We start from the raw sequence: 15,719 nt of genomic DNA on the forward strand, positions 1-15,719 counted from the left end.
AGAGGCGCCGTCTCACCGACCTCCACCTGCACGATCAGGACAAATCATCGTCTTTTCGATACATTGCGCGAGCATGGGGACATAGGGAGACTTAATCCTGTTTAGGGAGACCAATGAAAGCCCGGATCACGGGCGTCGCGACGTATCTGCCGGAACAGACCGTGTCCAGCGCGGATGTGGAGCGGCGGATCGAGGGCTACGTGCCCTACGGAGGCGTCGTCGAGCGGCTGACGGGAATCCGACGGCGCCATGTGGCCCGCGATGACCAGCAGGCGTCGGATCTGGCCGCCGAGGCGGCACGTGGCCTCGACCACACAGACGTCGACCTGCTCGTCTTCGCGTCGGCCTCGCAGGACATGGTCGAGCCCGCCACCGCGCACATCGTGGCGGCCAAGCTGGGGCTCTCCTGCCCGGTGTTCGACGTCAAGAACGCCTGCAACAGCATGCTCAACGGGATCCAGATCGCCGAGGCACTGATCCTGTCCGGCGCGCACCGCAAGGTGCTGGTCTGCTCAGGCGAGGTCCCCTCACGGGCGATCCGCTGGCAGGTCAGGGACCGCGCGCAGTTCGTCGACTCCTTCGCGGGCTACACGCTGTCGGACACCGGAGCCGCGATCACGGTCGCCGCCGATGTGGAACGCGGCATTTTCTACCGCGACTTCGCGGCCGACTCCACGGCCTGGGCGATCGGCACCCTGCCGGGAGGCGGTTCGGCACATCCTCGCGACCCTGAATACTCCTACTTCCGCGGCGACGGGCGCAGATTGAAGGAGGCGTTCGAGATGATCGGCCCGGACATCTTCCTCAACGCGCTCAAGCGCACCGGCCTGACCTGGGACGACTTCGCCATCGTAGCGGTCCACCAGGTGGCGCTGCCCTACCTGCGCTTCCTCGCCCAGGTGCTCGACATCCCGGAGGACAGGCTCGTGGTCAGCCTGCCCGAGCACGGCAACTGCGCCTCGACCACGCTGCCGCTCCAGCTCGCGCTGGGCGGCTGGCGGCCCGGCGACCGGGTGGCGCTGCTCGGGCTGGGCGGCGGGATCAGCACCGGTGTGATCCTGGCGGAGATGTGACGGACCTCTGGGTGATCGTCCCCGCCTACAACGAGGCACCCGGCATCGAGGCGACGCTGAGGGCGCTGGCCGAGCAGGACGACCGGGACTTCACGCTGCTCGTGGTGGACAACGCGAGCACCGACGACACCGCCGAGATCGTCCGGCGCCACGGCGTCCAGGTGATCGTCGAGACCCGGAAGGGCACGGGCGCCGCCTCGGACACCGGCATGCGCCACGCCATCGCGCACGGGGCGACCCACCTCGCCAGGACCGATGCCGACTGCCTGCCCCGCCCCGACTGGGTGCGCAACATCCGGCGGGCCTTCGACGACGGGCTGGAGATGGTCGGCGGCCGGTTACGGCCCCGGACCGACGAGTTCCGGCTGAAGTTCTGGGAGCGGCACCTCATCCCGTTCGTGGTGGGGGTGGCGGCCACCTTCGGGCGCTTTCGGCCCGGCAACAGGGATCCGCGCTACCTGGGGCCGTACGTGATGATGCCCGGCGCCACACTGGCCATCACCGCGGACCTCTACGACCGCGCGGGCGGCTTCCCCAGGACCGCGATCGAGGAGGTCCACGAGGACCGCGCCCTGGTCAACCGGGTGCGCACGCTCACCACCGCGTACGGCTCGCGCCGCGACGTGGTGGTCTTCGGCTCCGTGCGCAGGCTCAGGGCATACGGCCTCGCGGGCACCCTCGCCTGGTACGCCGACCACCACTACCGCCCAGAAGTGATCGACGTCCGGTGAACCACGAGACGCGGCTCCACCTGGCCGCGCATCCCTTCGCCTACCCGCTCCTGCGGTCGCTGGCCAGACTCGGGCCCGTGGTACGCGTCCCCGGACTGGGCGTCGTGGTCAACGACGCCACCGTCACGCGAGCCGTGCTGATGGACGAGCGGTTCCGCAAGGACGGTCCCGGATCGCCCGGCGACCTGTGGACGCCCGTGCTCGGCCCCTCCGTGCTGCTCAACATGGAGGGAGCGGGACACCTCGCGCTGCGCAGGAAGCTGATGCCGCTGTTCACCCCCGGGTACGTCTCGGCACTGGTGGACGACGTGCTCCACGGGCCGCTCGCCGACCTCTCGGCACGTCTGGAACGCGGCGAGACGGTGGACCTGGTGGACGTCATGCGGCTGATGGCCGGAGCGGTGATCTGCCGGGTGATCGGGCTGGGCGAGGTCTCCGAGGCTCGTGCCAGGGAACTGTTCGCGGACGGGGAGCAGGTCGTCTCGATGGTCTCGCTCCGCTCGCGGCGGCTGTCGGACCGGCAGGTAGCGGTTGCCCGGCAGGTGCTGGACCGGATCGGGGACATCGCGCAGGCCGCCTACGAGGCCGCCGACGAGTCCACGCTGATGGGCCGGATGCGGGCGCAGGGGCTCTCGCCCGCCGAGGCCAGGGGGGCGGCCGGGGCGTTCTTCCTGACCGGTACCGAGACGGTCGCCACGTTCGTCCCCCGGCTCTTCGCCCTCCTGCACGACCACCGGACCCCGGTGGACGATCTGGACCGGGTCATCGAGGAGGCCATGCGGGTCACCACGCCGACCCCGCTGATGCTCCGCTCGGTGTCCACCGCCGCGCGCGTCGGCAAGGCCACGGTGCGCCCCGGCGACAGGATACTGATCGTCACCCACAACTGCGCCAGGGCGTACGGCCCCTTCGACCCCTCCCGCCCACATCCGCCCGAGTTGCGCAGGCTCTGGTTCGGCGCGGGCCCGCACTTCTGCATCGGCTACCCGCTGGCCCTGGCCCAGATCCGGGCGGTGGCCTCCGTCCTGCTCTCCCACCGGGTGCGCGTCCTACGACGGCGCGCGGCCAGAGGGGTCCTCATTCCCACCTACGAGCACCTGTGGATCAGTGCCACGTGAACGACATCATCAGCGGGATCATGACGGCCGCCGGGCGTGAGCCGGGACGGACCGCCATCGTCGACGGCCGGGGCCGCGAGATCACCTACGGCGAACTGGGCCGTCGGGTATCGGTGGTCCGCGACGCGATGGGCGGGCCGCCGCAGGGGAAAGGGATGCGGCCCGGGGACGGGGTGCTGTTCGCGGTGCGGCCCGGGGTGGACGCGGTGACGCTGGCGCTGGGGGCGGTCGCGGCGGGCGGGACGCTCGTCCTCGCGGACCCCGGACTGGCACCCGACGTGCTCGCGGCCCGGATGGCCGCAACCCGGCCCGCGTGGGTGGTCAGCGAGTCCCCGCTCTACATGCTGAGCGGTCCGCTCAGGAGCCTGGCCCGCCGCCGCGGCCTGCTCCTGCCGAACCTCGCCGACCCGCTTCCCGGCCGGCCCGTCCGCCACCTGTACACCGGCCCGTGGCTGCCGGGGGTTCCCCGAGGGGCACTGCGGCTGTCCCGGATCCTCCGATCGCCGCTCACCCCCACCGGGCAGTGGGCGCACGAATCCGACCCGGACCAACCGGCGGCGGTGATCTTCACCTCGGGGACCACGGCGCGCCCGCGAGGGGTGGTGCACACCCGAAGGTCGCTCGCGACCGGGCTGGAGATGTTCAGGAGCGTTTTCCCACTGGGTTCCGGCGACATCGTGCACACCGACCAGCTGATGCTCGGCCTCCCCGCCCTGCTGGCCGGGGCGACCTGGTCGCTGCCCGGAGGTGGGGACCTCGCCGCCGAACTGGCCGCCAGGCGGGCCACTCACACCTTCGCCGTGCCGGTGCACCTGGACAGGCTGCTGCGCGAGACCCCCAGACTTCCCGGAACCCTCCGCTACCTCCTGCTCGGCGCCGCCCCTGCCCCGCCCGGCGTGCTCCGGCGCGCGATCGAGGCCGGCCCCGAGGTGCTGTCCGTCTACGCGATGACCGAGGCGCTCCCCATCGCCATCGCGTCGGCGCGGCAGAAGCTGGCCCAGGCCGAGGGGGACCTGCTCGGGGCACCCCTGCCCGGCGTCGGCGTCCGGATCGCCGAGGACGGTGAACTGTTCGTCTCGGGGCCCCACCTCGCGCAGCGCTACCTCGGCGAGGAACCGTTGCGCGAGATCGCCACCGGCGACCTGGTCCGGCTCGATGCCGGTCGGCTGGTACTGCTCGGCCGCAAGAAGGACATGATCCTCCGCGACGGGGTCAACATCTATCCGGGCCTGTACGAGTCCGGCATCGCGGCGCTGCCCGGGGTGGCCGAGGCCGCGATCGTCGGACTCGCCGACCCCGATACCGGGGACGAGGAGGTCGTGCTGGCCGTCGTCCCCACCGACGGCTACAACGAGAGCCTGCTGCGCGGGGCACTACCCGGGATAGTGGACTCGGCGGCACTGCCCGACCGGATCGAGTCGCTCGACGCCTTCCCACGTTCCGGCCGGGCCGACAAGCTCGATCGGGCCGCCCTGCGGGATCTGGTCGCCCGGTGTGACGTCGCCCGCCGTGACTGAGCATCGAAACCGCCCGCATCGGGCCGGCACCGCCTCCAGGCCGGGCGGCAGGACGTTGCGGGTCGCGGTGACGGGGGCCTCGGGGTTCGTGGGAGGCGCGGTCTGCCGGGCGGCCGTGGCGGAGGGCTGGACGGTGTTCGCCTTCGGCAGGCGGCCCGGAGTGGACGGTGGGCACGTCGGCCACGCGCCGTACACGCCGTGGGATCTCCTCGGCGAGCGGCCGGAGCCGCGGGAGGTGGACGCGGTGATCCACTGTGCCGGGAGCGTCACGGACTGGGGGCCGGCGCGCGACATCTGGGCGGCCAATGTCGACGGCACCCGCAACGCGTCCGCGGCCTTCCCAGGCGCCAGGTTCGTGCACGTCAGCACGGCGAGCGTCTACGACCCGTTCCTGCCGACCGTGATGGCCACCGAGGACGCCGCCCCGGTCAGACGGTACGCAGGCGCCTACGGCGCCTCGAAGGCCGCCGCGGAGAGATGTCTGGAGCGGGCGGTCATCCTGCGGCCGCACGCGGTCTACGGCAGGGGGGACACCACGCTGCTTCCCCGAGTCCTCGGCGCGGTCAGGCGCGGCAGGCTTCTCGCGGTGGGCGACGGACGCCAGCGAATCAGCCTGACCTCGGTGGACAACCTGGTCCTGGCCTGCCTGCTCGCCGCCTCGGGGCCTGTCGACCACGGCGTCTTCAACGTGACCGACGCCGAACCCGTCGTGCTCGACGACGCCCTGCGCACGATCCTCTCAGAGCGCGGCATCGACGCCGAACCGTACTATCTGCCGCTGAAGCTGGTCGACCCCGTCGCGGCCGCCGCCGAGGCCGCCTTCCGGCTGCTCCGGCGCCCGCACCCGCCCCGGTTGACGCGCTACGCCGCAGGCCACCTGGCCGTCGAGCGGACCCTCGACATCACCGCGGCGCGCACCCACCTCGGCTACCGGCCGTCGGTGACATCGTTCGTCGGCTCCTCCGGCTGGTGAGAGCGGAATTCGAAGACCGCGGCGACACTCCGGTAACGGACGAGCCCGTTCCTGATGACGAAGACCATCCCCGCCAAGAGCAGGCCCAGGGCGAAGAGCACGCGCAGACCGTTCCTCAGGGAGGCGGTCAGCGCGTCGAATATCGCGAGCGTGGCGGGCGTCGACAGGCCGCCGGTGGTGGAGTTCGGCAGATAGACGTTACGGAGGGCGAACACGGCGATCGCCAGCGTGAACATGCCCGCCGCCACGCCGATACCGGTGCCGATCAGCGCGGCGCATCGGTCGCGGGCCAGGAAGACCCCGGCGGCGATCAGGGCCGGTGACATACCCGCCAGGACCCATCTCAGTGAGACGAGCCTCTCGTGGATGTGGTCGATTCCGACCACGGCGGAGGCGGGGAGCACCAAAACGGCGGGACGTGTGCTGGGCAGGCGGGAGGCCGCTTCCATACCGTTGCTCCACAGCTTCCACCTGACCAGCTCGTACATCGGGGCGAGGTCGTAGCCGACACCTCCGCCCGGCATGCCGGAATCCGCGCTCTCCCCGCCGACCAGGACCATGACGAACCGGCGGTGCGCCACCCGGTTGATCTCCACCCAGGCCGCGACGAAGTCACCGTCGACCCGATCCCCCACCACATTGTAGACAAACCCCTCCTCCGCCGTGACCCCCAGCCCTCGCAACCTCAAGGTGATCTCGTCGGCGACACGACCGGTGACGGCATCCCGTACGTGCGGATGACGGGCCAGCGGCGCCATGTTCCGGATGTAGCCACCGGAGTCGGCCACCTCGTTCGCCGCCCAGAACGCGACGAGGGCAAGGGGCGCGAGAAGGCAGCCGAGCGTGATCAAAATCGAGCTGATCATTTTACGCACGGGACCTCCTAACCGCTTTACCTGGAAATCCCCGCGTTTGCCAGCCAAAATCGATTACGTGTCCTTTTTGACGATAACTTGGAGGTCAGCGTCATCCCAATGGCGTGATCTGGTTTACAAACCTTGACCGACCGCCCTCAGCGCGTCGAACAACCACATAGCCCATTCAACTGGAAACCGTTACTAACCTGCGACGTATTGGGGTGACGAACAGGAGATGTGAGGCTATGGCCGATAACGCGGGGCGGACAGGCGTCGGATCGAGCCTGGCACTGACACTGGGCTCGGCCGTTCTCTGGGGCCTGGCCCACGTCTGGGTGGGCCGCCGCCTGACGGGCGCCTTCCTGATGAGCATCGAGCTGATCCTTGCCGGAGCCGCCGCGATCGCCGTGTTGACCGCCGGGCCCGCCCTGCTCGCCCTCGCCGTACAACCCGTCTGGCTCTGGACCTTCGCACTCACCGCGATGTTGCTGGCCGCCGTGGCGGTGGCCGTGGTCATACACTCCTACCTGCTGGTCAGACCGGAGTCGTCATCGCCCACGACCCAGTACCTCTCGGCCGTCATCGTCGGTCTGCTGTGCGTACTGGTGACCACTCCGATGATCTACGTGGCCCGGCTGGCCTACATCTCTCAGACCGTGGTGACCTCGGTGTTCGCGGAAAGCGTCACGCCGATGCCGACGGACCCGTGGAGGGGCATGGATCGGATCAACATCCTGCTCATCGGCGCGGACGCGGCGGCCAACCGGGTCGGGGTGCGCACCGACAGCATGACCGTGGCCAGTGTCGACACCCGGACCGGCGAAACCGTGCTGTTCGGCCTGCCGAGGAACCTGGAGAAAGTCCCGATGCCGCCGGGCCCGGCCCGCGACCGCTTCCCCTACGGCTTCGAGGGCGAGCCGCCCTACACACCGGGCATGCTCAACGAGATCTACCAGTACGCCGAAGACTACCCAGAAATGGCTCCAAAACTGGGCAAGAGGCACCGTGGCCCTTCGCTGCTGAAAAAGACGATCGGCGGCATCCTCGGGCTCGACATCTCCTATTACGCGATGGTTGACATGAGGGGGTTTGTGGAGATCGTCGATGCGATGGGCGGCGTGCGGGTCCGCATCAAGGACCCCATCGTGTACGGCAGGCAGAACGAGGGCCTAATCGAGGCGGGCAGACGGAAACTCTCGGGCGAGGAGGCGCTCTGGTACGGCAGGTCCCGCACCTTCAGCGACGACTACGTACGGATGGGCCGCCAGAAATGCCTGCTGAACGCCGTCGCCAAGCAGGCCGACCCCGTGACGGTGTTCAAGAGCTTCGAGAAGCTGGCCACCGCCGCCGTCGACGCGATCTCCACCGACATACCCCGGCAACTACTGCCCGACCTGGTCGAGCTTTCGGAGAAGGTGAAGAACTCCAGGATCAGGAGCCTCCAGTTCGTGCCCCCGCTGATCTACTCGGGTGCGCCCGACTACCACCTGATCAGGCGTGAGGTCACCACCACCCTGGCGACCCCGCCCGCCGGGTCCGACTCCGCCGTGCCCGCCGTACCGACAGGGAACCGTGGAAGGAGCACGGGGTCGAGCGCCGTCGTCCTCGACTCCGCCTGCGACTGACGGACCGCGGATCAGCGGGCAGCAGCCGATGAGCCGACACACCCGGCGCGTTGAGAGCGCCCACGTGGGCCGGAATGCTGTCATGGAGTGATTACTTAGAGTCACCATGGAGGTAAGAGGATGAAACGCCACCTGGCCAGCGTGGGCCTACTCACCGCGATCGCCGTACCCGCTCTCGGATGGCCGCCGGCCTGGGGCGATCCGGTCCCCTCACTCTCCATCTCCCTCGACGACGGGACGAGGGAGACCGCTCCCGGCGCGGAGAGCACCTACACACTCCGTATCAGTAACCAGGGAACCACCCGGCTGAGGCGCATCCTCCTGGTGCAGTCCCTGCCGCCGTCGATGACCTTGGTGAAGGCCGACGCCGGAGGTCACGTGGAGCAGGGCAAGGTGGCGTGGACCGTGAACGTCCTGCCCAGGAAGGACACCGTCGTCCACCTGAGCGCCCGGGTCGGCGCGGTCGCAGGGGCACAGGTGCGGGACCTGGCGACGACTGCCTGCGCCCGCAGGAGCGCGGCCGGACCCGTGCTGGTCTGCGCCACGGACGTCAACACCGTGGCCTTGCCGGAGACGACCGACTGGGTCCTGCCGATCTCACTGGCCTCCGCCGCCGCCGCCGGGCTGGCCACCACCGCGTTCCTGCTCCACCGCCGTCGCCGCCGGGCCCAGCCGGCCTGACCCGTGGAAGGTCCCTGGCGCTCCGTTCCCAATGACGGTGTGGGCGCGTTCCCCGATCCGGTCGGGGGGCCGGATCTCTACTCCGTTCCAGGATCTTCGAGTCCTCAGCGGAGGTCGCGAACGCGCTGCGGGGAAACCTAGATCGTCGGGCCTGCCTTCCTGATGCCAGGACCGAGGTGGATCTGTACTTCCGGCGCGGAACGTCGCACTAGCGCGTTCCGCGTCGGCGACGCAGCCGCGGAGCCAGGCCGAGGCCGAGGAGCAGAAAGCCCGCCAGGACCGGCCCGAGCGGCAGGCCCGTGAACGGCAGCGTGGGACGGGCCGGTCCCGCGCAGTGCCCGCCGACGGGACATGGAATCGGGAAGGGCCGCTCCCAGCCCGGCCCGTACGACGGCTCGGGAGATGGCTCCGACACCCGGACAGGCTCCGACACCCGGACGGGCGGCGGGATGGAGTCGCCCGGGGGAGGGTCGCCCACCGTGACACGGTAGGTGATCGCCACGGCGGACTCCGCCGGGATGTCCCCCCGCCAGTCGAGCACCGGCCCGGCGTAGGTGACGGTACCCGAGGAGGCCGCGACATCGTTGAGCACCGCGTCGTCGAGCACCCCCGACAGATCGTCCGTGAGACGGGCTCCGGCGTACGAGGTCCGCCGCGGGTTGGTGATCGTGATCGTGTAGGTCACGATGTCACCCGCCTCGGGCTCCTCTGGCACGAGCGTCCTGGTGATCGTCACGCCCTCCACGGCGACCCGCTGCGCACAGCCGAGACCCGTCCCCGGGGCGGGCGCGCCGAACCTGGCCGGTCCCGGCGCCGGGCCAGGGCAGTTCGTCCCGCCTCCGCGAGCCTGTACGGCGCTGTCCAGCACCCGGTCCCCGGTGTCGGGGGTGTCCACGGTCACGCTGTAGGTGATCGTGACCGTCTCGCCGGCCGGGATCTCGCCGGTCCAGGCCAGGTTCGACGCGCCGTACGAGACGGTTCCGTCCGTGGCCCGCGCGTCGCCGTTGTAGGTCGCGTCGTCGAGCACCCGGGAGAGTTCCCCGGTGAGCGCGGCACCCGGATAGGCGGCGGTACCGACATTGCTCACGGTGACCGTGTAGGTGACCACCTCGCCGGGGTCGACCGTCTCCCGGTCCGCGGTCATCAGGACGTACAGCAGCGGCAGGCCGGGCGCGTCCAGGTTGCCGCAGGCGGGATCGGTGGAACCGGCCTCGCAGTTGGAGCCCTCGCCGCCGGCCAGTTCGCCGGAGAGCCGTAGATCCCCCGCCGGAGGGTCGTTCACCGTGACCCCGTAGGTGACCGTCACCGTCTGACCGGCGGCCACGTCACCCGACCAGGTCACCCTGGACGCGGCGAAGGAGACGGTGCCCGACGTGGCCGACTCGTCGTGGTCGAAGTCCGCGTCGTCGAGCACGCCGGACAGATCGTCGGTGAAGGTGAAGTCCGGATGGTGGTCATCACCGGTGTTGCGCAGTTCGACGATGTAGGTGACCTTCTGTCCGGGCTTGGCGAGAACGGCCGAGGCCGTCTTGGTGATCTCAACCCCCGGCTCCACCACCTCCTCCGCCCTCTCCACCTCCACCGGGACGGACGGAGCCCTCCCCCCGGACTCGGCGAGAACGGACGAAGCCGTCTTGGCACCCCCACCCCCCGACTTCACCGACTTCACCGGAACGGACCCGGCCTCCGGGCGCTGTGGGGATGTCACGGTGGCCGGGCGGGACGGTGGTGTCTCCGCCCCGGTCTGTGGTGGAGCGGAGGCGACCAACGGCGTCGCGAGCATCGCGAGCGCGATCCCCCACGCGGCGAACCCGTCGGCTCGCCGCTCGAAAACGCGACGTGACCAGGTATCCGTACGTACCACCAAAGCCCCTTTGACCCCTTGTCCACGATCCCGCCGGGGGGCTCAAGATCAACCGACTCGGGGTGGGATACCCGGGCGGGCGGGATCTCACCGGAGCCAATGGCAAACATCTGCCCCGCCGGCCCCCAAGGCCGGCGCCGAGTCCGTACATGGGGGAGCGAAGCGGTAACGGCGGATCTTCAGCACCGGTCATGACATGGCAGACGTTTTCCCTCACACCCCACATCCGCACTTGTCATGAGAGATCACTTCCATCCGTTTTCGCAGCGCGGGGCGCCCCTCACCTCGCTCGGTGATACACGTCACGTGCCCTCGCTCCCCGTGGCATGATGGTGCCTCCACAGAGGTTGCAATGATTTTCATAATCAGATTGGATCGTCGTCGTGAGGGTGGCATTCGTCGGTAAGGGCGGCAGTGGCAAGACGACTCTGTCGGCGCTGTTCTCGAGATACACAGCGAGCCGGGGCGGGCCCGTCGTGGCCGTCGACGCCGACATCAACCAGCACCTGGGCATGGCGCTGGGGGTGGCCGACGGCGCGCTGCCGAGACCGATGGGCTCGCACCTGACCGAGATCAAGGAATACCTGCGGGGCGAGAACCCCCGCATCTCCTCGGCCGCGGCGATGGTCAAGACCACCCCGCCGGGACGAGGCTCGCGACTGCTCCGCCTCGACGAGCGAGACGATCCGATCCACACCGGATTCACCACCGCCGCACCCGAGGGACCCCTGCTGATGGTCACCGGGCCGTTCGACGAGGATGACCTGGGGGTGGCGTGCTACCACTCCAAGGTCGGTGCCGTGGAGCTGTATCTCAACCATCTGCTCGACGGCGCGGGTGAGTACGTCGTGGTCGACATGACGGCCGGGGCCGACTCATTCGCCTCGGGGCTGTTCACCCGCTTCGACATGACCTTCCTGGTGGCCGAGCCGACCCGCCAGGGCGTGAGCGTCTATCGGCAGTACCGTGACTACGCCGCCGACTACGGCGTGCCGGTCGCGGTGGTGGGCAACAAGGTCCACGGCCCCGGGGACGTGTCGTTCCTTCGCGAGCAGGTCGGCGACGACCTGCTGGTCTGCCTGGAACACTCCGCGGCGATCCGCGCGATGGAGCAGGGCCGCCCCTTCACCCTCTCCGATCTCGAACCGGCCAACTTCCGGGCTCTGGGCACGCTCCTCGACCATCTCGACGCCCAGGAGAAGGACTGGGACCGCTTCGGCCGTCAGGCCGTGCGGTTCCACCTCCGCAATGCCGAGGCCTGGGCCAACAGGGCCACGGGTGAGGATCTGGCGGCTCAGATCGACCCCGACTTCGTCTTCGGGCCCACACGAGTGTCGCTCTCCCGCTAGATGGAGCGACCATCATGCCCGACCTAGTGTCTGATTGATCCCCTTCTGAGAGGAGAACACAGCATGTCGCTGACCGTTTCGAACGATCTTCTCGACCTGGCCAGGGTCGGCGAGGTGGACGACGCGGCTTTTGTCACCTGTGTCAGAGACTCCCTGCCCTACGCCTGGTCGCTGATCAGCGACCTGGTCAGGCAGCGTGAACACACCGGTGCCGAATTCGCCGACAACACCGTGCCTCCGCCGGACGAGGCCGCCCGTGGCCAGCTCCTGCGCGCCCTCGCCAGCGACGCCATGCGTGGCGCCCTGGAGCGTCACTTCGGGGTGAGGCTGGCCTTCCAGAACTGCCACCGGGTCGCGGTCTTCGACCCGGCCGCCACCGGGGCCCACGCGGAGTTCGTCACCGCCAGGTCGCAGATCCTCAACCAGACGCCCGAGCTCGTCGACTGCTGACGGCGGCCTCACCCCGGGGCCGTATCTCCCCGTGCCCGCCGTCCCCGGCGGGCACGGCCGGAGAGCCTGGGCAGCACCTCGGCCCCCAGCCGCCTGATGTTCTCAAGGGTGCGGGCGCGATCGCCCGCACCCTCCACCATGAGGATCAGGTGTCGCAGGCCGGTGACCTCGGCGGTCCGCTCGATCCTCGCCACACAGAGGTCGGGCGAGCCGACCGGATGCGTCCCGCAGAGGAAGTCCACGTATTCCCCGATGTCGCGCACCGGCCGCGCCCGGCCGTCCACCGGTACGTATCCCGCGAGACCCGGCTCCAGCCAGCGCGGCATGGCCTCCCGCATCTCCCGCACGGCCTGCTCCGTCGTGTCGGCCACATAGCCCGCGGCCGCCGCGACATGACCGGGCGGTGACAGCGGGCCGGCGGCCAGCGCGCCGTAGTCACGGAGCATGGCCGCCTTCTCCCGATCCCCGACATGCATGCCCAGCAGCATCGGCAACCCGCGTTCGGCGGCGATCAGCACGGTCGCGGGCGAGGTGCACGCGACGACCGGCCTGAGCCGGGCCGCCGGCACCATCGGCACCTGTCTGAAGTTGAAGAACTCCCCGCCCGCGGAGAGCGTGTCGCGCGAGAGCGCCTCGCACAGCAGGTCGAGCGACTCGCGGAAGCCGCGCTCGAACCTCGCCAGGCCCGTGCCGAACACCTCCAGGTCCACCCACGGCCCGCCTCTGCCCACCCCGAGGGCGAACCGACCCCCGGAGACCTGGTCGAGGATCGCCGCCTGCTCGGCCAGATCCACCGGATGCCGGGTGGACAGGACGCTCACCGCCGTACCGACCCCGATCCTGGTGGTGCGCCCCAGCGCCACACCGGCCAGCGTCGCCGCCGACGGGCACACGCCGTACGACATGAAGTGGTGCTCGGCGATCCAGGCGTCGTCGAACCCCGCCTCCTCCGCGGCCACGACCGCGTCCACGGTGTCGCGCAGCACCTCTCCCGGCTGCCGGCCGGGAAATCCCGCCGCGACCAGGAAGACTCCGATTCGCACTCTCCGATGATGTCCGATGCCCGCCGCTATCCGAAGAGGTCGAGCTGGCCCTCACCGGCCAGCGGGTTGCGGTGCCTCTTGAGATGGCGCCAGCGGGGCAGGTCGTCCAGGTACGACCAGGACAGCCGGTGGTGCTCCGTCGGGCCGAGCTCGGCCAGGGCCGCCTGGTGGGCAGGGGAGGGGTAACCCGCGTTGTCGGCGAACCCGTACTCGGGGAAACCCAGCGAGGCCATGTAGGTGTCCCTGCGGACCTTGGCGATCACGGAGGCCGCGGCCACGGAGACACAGGACAGGTCGCCCTTGACCTCGCATCGGACCGGCCAGGGCGCGCCCAGATAGTCGTGCTTGCCGTCCAGAACGACCACATCGGGGCGGACGGGAAGCCCGGCCAGCGCCCTCCTGGCCGCCCTGCGCAGGGCCTCGGTCATCCCGAGCGCGTCGATCTCCTCGTGGGACGCCTCGCCGTACCCGATACCGGCCGCCCAGGCGGTGATCTCGGAGACCATGGCGGCGCGGCGGGCGGGGGTGAGCAGTTTGGAATCGGTGAGTCCGGCGGGCGGTTCCGACAAATCGGTGACCACGGCGCAGACCGCCACCGGGCCCGCCCAGGCTCCGCGTCCGACCTCGTCCACTCCGGCGACCAGCTTGGAGCCACCGTCGTTCAGCAACCGTTCGAGCGCGTAGGAGGGAGGCATGCGCCGACGTTACCGGGACGTGCCCCTCCAGGCGCTGTCGAGGAACGAGCTCGACCGACTCCAGGTCGGCGGCGAGGAGCCTGGCGGCCGTCCCGCCCGCACATGCGCGCCCCACTCACCGCGACCCCTGCGGCGGGGTGAGCGGAGGCCGGCCCCCTGCCCCGGCGACACGCCTTCCCAAGGTGGCGCCAGCATGGCTGACCTGGTCTTTCTTACCGTGGAAATCGCTGGAGCCGGTGCTTCCCATGATGCTCATCAAGATGTCTCGTGTCGTTTGGCATCAAGAAGGGGAAAGAGCCCTCATCATGTGCTCATGCCCGCTTCTGTCACCCTGTCCGGGCGCCTCGTGCGCCTGGAACCGCTCAGCCTCGCGGTCGTCGACGACCTCGTCGCCGCGGCGAGTGAAGACCGTTCTACCTACGACTTCACTCGCGTCCCCCATGGCCGGGACGAGATGGTCTCCTATGTGAAGGCCGCTCTCGCTGAGCAGGCGGGGGGCCGCACGATGCCCTTCGCCATCCGGTGGCTTCACACCGACCACGTGGTCGGTGCCACCCGTCTCATGAACCTGGAGTACTGGCAGGGCCCCATGCCCTGGCCGCCGGGAACTCGTGGGGCGGTGGGCGATGTCCCGTCCGTGGCGGACATCGGTTACACCTGGCTCTCCGCCTCCGCGCAGGGGACCGGTGCCAACCGCGAGAGCAAGTACCTGATGCTCTCCCTCGCCTTCGAGACCTGGCAGGTCCACCGCATAACCCTCAAGGCCGACATACGGAACGTACGATCCCGGGCCGCCATCGAAGCCCTCGGCGCGCACCTCGACGGTGTGCGGCGGGCGGAGAGCCGAGGCGCCGACGACACGGTCCGAGATACCGCGTACTACTCGATCCTGAGCGACGAATGGCCGATCGTCCGAGAACGGCTGCACGCACGGATGGGCCTGTTCGAGGCCGCGTGAGGCACATCCAGATAAACGGCATTGCAGGGAGAATTAGAGAACAAAGCAGACAAAAACCACATAACAAATAAAGCTCATTTTGACTACTTAATGGAACGAAAGGCCCGCCCGGGCTTCCGGGCGGGCCTGGTGTTCGCCTGACTTCGCGCGATGGGTCACATCCAGCGCGGCCCACGCGATGGGTCACATCCAGTGCGGCCTACAGGGAGGCGTTCGTCCGCCGCACCACCGAGCGGGTCCGCCGGACGAGGTGGAATCACTCCTCGCCGTCGACCTCGTAGATGTAGCGCCACCTACCGCACAGCGTCTTCTTGGCGTCGCTCCTGTCCCAGTAGCAGACTCTGACCTGCAGGTTGTCGACCTCTTCCTCGGAGAAGTGGAAGGGGGTGTAGCCCTGGGAGCCGCACTTGCGGGCCCAGTAGTAGTTCTCGTCGCCGTCGTGGTTCTCGAACTTGAACTGGACGTAGCCGCAGAGCCGGTTCGGCGAGTACCTGTCGTAGACCCTGCCCTGGAGGTGGACGCGGTCGTCGTCGTCGGTCCAGACGCGGCCCTTGGCGCTGGCGCGGGAGTCGTCGTAGTACTTGGAGTAGTAGGAGCCCCAAGACTCGTCGTAGTCACTGGAGGCGGCCGGGCCGGCGGTGAGGGTGGCGGCCGAGGCCGGGGTGGCGAGGGCCGGAACACCGATCACGATGACGGCGGTGGCGGCGGCGAGACCGAGGAGCTTGCTGATCGAGCGGCGCATGATGGTTCTCTCCTTGAGGGGACGGCTCCCGACTTCCTCCAGG

Annotated in this window: 15 protein-coding genes; 10 read left to right on the top strand and 5 right to left on the bottom strand. The window is 69.6% G+C overall.

The window, feature by feature from the left end; genetic code table 11:
- Positions 1-113 precede the first annotated feature (113 nt).
- The 5 genes from OG884_RS15960 to OG884_RS15980 are packed head-to-tail and all read left to right on the top strand — an operon-like array spanning position 114 to position 5,412.
- Entirely contained in the window at positions 114-1,073 is a 960-nt protein-coding gene (locus OG884_RS15960; RefSeq protein ID WP_326646142.1) for a 3-oxoacyl-ACP synthase III family protein, read from the top strand.
- Positions 1,070-1,804, top strand: a complete 735-nt coding sequence (locus OG884_RS15965) for a glycosyltransferase (protein ID WP_326646143.1) — start codon at positions 1,070-1,072, stop codon at positions 1,802-1,804. The genes OG884_RS15960 and OG884_RS15965 overlap by 4 nt, the downstream gene beginning before the upstream one ends.
- Positions 1,801-2,922 carry a cytochrome P450 gene (locus OG884_RS15970; RefSeq protein WP_326646144.1) on the top strand — a complete coding sequence of 374 codons (1,122 nt, stop codon included), beginning with the start codon at positions 1,801-1,803 and terminating at the stop codon, positions 2,920-2,922. The genes OG884_RS15965 and OG884_RS15970 overlap by 4 nt, the downstream gene beginning before the upstream one ends.
- Positions 2,919-4,439 (top strand): class I adenylate-forming enzyme family protein, encoded by a 1,521-nt coding sequence (locus OG884_RS15975; RefSeq protein ID WP_326646145.1) that lies wholly within the window; start codon positions 2,919-2,921, stop codon positions 4,437-4,439. Before OG884_RS15970 ends, OG884_RS15975 begins: the two co-directional genes overlap by 4 nt.
- Complete coding sequence (locus tag OG884_RS15980) at positions 4,432-5,412, top strand: NAD-dependent epimerase/dehydratase family protein (RefSeq protein WP_326646146.1); 981 nt, start codon at positions 4,432-4,434, stop codon at positions 5,410-5,412. The genes OG884_RS15975 and OG884_RS15980 overlap by 8 nt, the downstream gene beginning before the upstream one ends.
- Here the strand turns inward: OG884_RS15980 and OG884_RS15985 are convergent.
- Positions 5,367-6,278 carry a hypothetical protein gene (locus OG884_RS15985; protein ID WP_326646147.1) on the bottom strand — a complete coding sequence of 304 codons (912 nt, stop codon included), beginning with the start codon at positions 6,276-6,278 and terminating at the stop codon, positions 5,367-5,369. The genes OG884_RS15980 and OG884_RS15985 overlap by 46 nt on opposite strands.
- A gap of 236 nt (positions 6,279-6,514) precedes the next feature.
- Here OG884_RS15985 and OG884_RS15990 point away from each other — a divergent pair, with 236 nt between their 5' ends.
- Both OG884_RS15990 and OG884_RS15995 read left to right on the top strand, forming a co-directional pair.
- Positions 6,515-7,894 carry an LCP family protein gene (locus OG884_RS15990; RefSeq protein ID WP_326646148.1) on the top strand — a complete coding sequence of 460 codons (1,380 nt, stop codon included), beginning with the start codon at positions 6,515-6,517 and terminating at the stop codon, positions 7,892-7,894.
- A 120-nt stretch (positions 7,895-8,014) separates the two neighbouring features.
- Entirely contained in the window at positions 8,015-8,575 is a 561-nt protein-coding gene (locus OG884_RS15995; RefSeq protein ID WP_326646149.1) for a hypothetical protein, read from the top strand.
- A 208-nt stretch (positions 8,576-8,783) separates the two neighbouring features.
- Here the strand turns inward: OG884_RS15995 and OG884_RS16000 are convergent, their stop codons facing one another.
- On the bottom strand, positions 8,784-10,439 hold the full coding sequence (locus OG884_RS16000) for a DUF7927 domain-containing protein (protein WP_326646150.1): 1,656 nt from the start codon (positions 10,437-10,439) through the stop codon (positions 8,784-8,786).
- A 383-nt stretch (positions 10,440-10,822) separates the two neighbouring features.
- On the opposite strand from OG884_RS16000, the gene OG884_RS16005 reads away from it, so the two are divergent.
- Both OG884_RS16005 and OG884_RS16010 read left to right on the top strand, forming a co-directional pair.
- The gene (locus OG884_RS16005; RefSeq protein ID WP_326646151.1) at positions 10,823-11,788 is read left to right on the top strand and encodes an ATP-binding protein; all 966 of its coding nucleotides are present in this window, start codon (positions 10,823-10,825) and stop codon (positions 11,786-11,788) included.
- Positions 11,789-11,851: 63 nt separating this feature from the next.
- Positions 11,852-12,238: an SCO5389 family protein gene (locus OG884_RS16010; protein WP_326646152.1), complete on the top strand. Its 387-nt coding sequence runs from the start codon at positions 11,852-11,854 to the stop codon at positions 12,236-12,238.
- A gap of 8 nt (positions 12,239-12,246) precedes the next feature.
- Here the strand turns inward: OG884_RS16010 and OG884_RS16015 are convergent, their stop codons facing one another.
- Together OG884_RS16015 and OG884_RS16020 are read right to left on the bottom strand one after the other, a co-directional pair.
- A complete protein-coding gene (locus tag OG884_RS16015) occupies positions 12,247-13,281 on the bottom strand; it encodes an LLM class flavin-dependent oxidoreductase (RefSeq protein ID WP_326646153.1) in 1,035 nt (344 codons plus the stop codon).
- Positions 13,282-13,307: 26 nt separating this feature from the next.
- A complete protein-coding gene (locus OG884_RS16020) occupies positions 13,308-13,976 on the bottom strand; it encodes a ribonuclease HII (protein WP_326646154.1) in 669 nt (222 codons plus the stop codon).
- Between the two features lie 313 nt (positions 13,977-14,289).
- Between OG884_RS16020 and OG884_RS16025 the strand changes: the two genes are divergently transcribed.
- Positions 14,290-14,934, top strand: a complete 645-nt coding sequence (locus tag OG884_RS16025) for a GNAT family N-acetyltransferase (RefSeq protein WP_326646155.1) — start codon at positions 14,290-14,292, stop codon at positions 14,932-14,934.
- A 256-nt stretch (positions 14,935-15,190) separates the two neighbouring features.
- Here OG884_RS16025 and OG884_RS16030 read toward each other — a convergent pair whose 3' ends face one another.
- A complete protein-coding gene (locus tag OG884_RS16030; protein ID WP_326646156.1) occupies positions 15,191-15,676 on the bottom strand; it encodes a hypothetical protein in 486 nt (161 codons plus the stop codon).
- Positions 15,677-15,719 lie beyond the last annotated feature (43 nt).

The organism is Streptosporangium sp. NBC_01755 (genome assembly GCF_035917995.1).
GTDB lineage: Bacteria > Actinomycetota > Actinomycetes > Streptosporangiales > Streptosporangiaceae > Streptosporangium.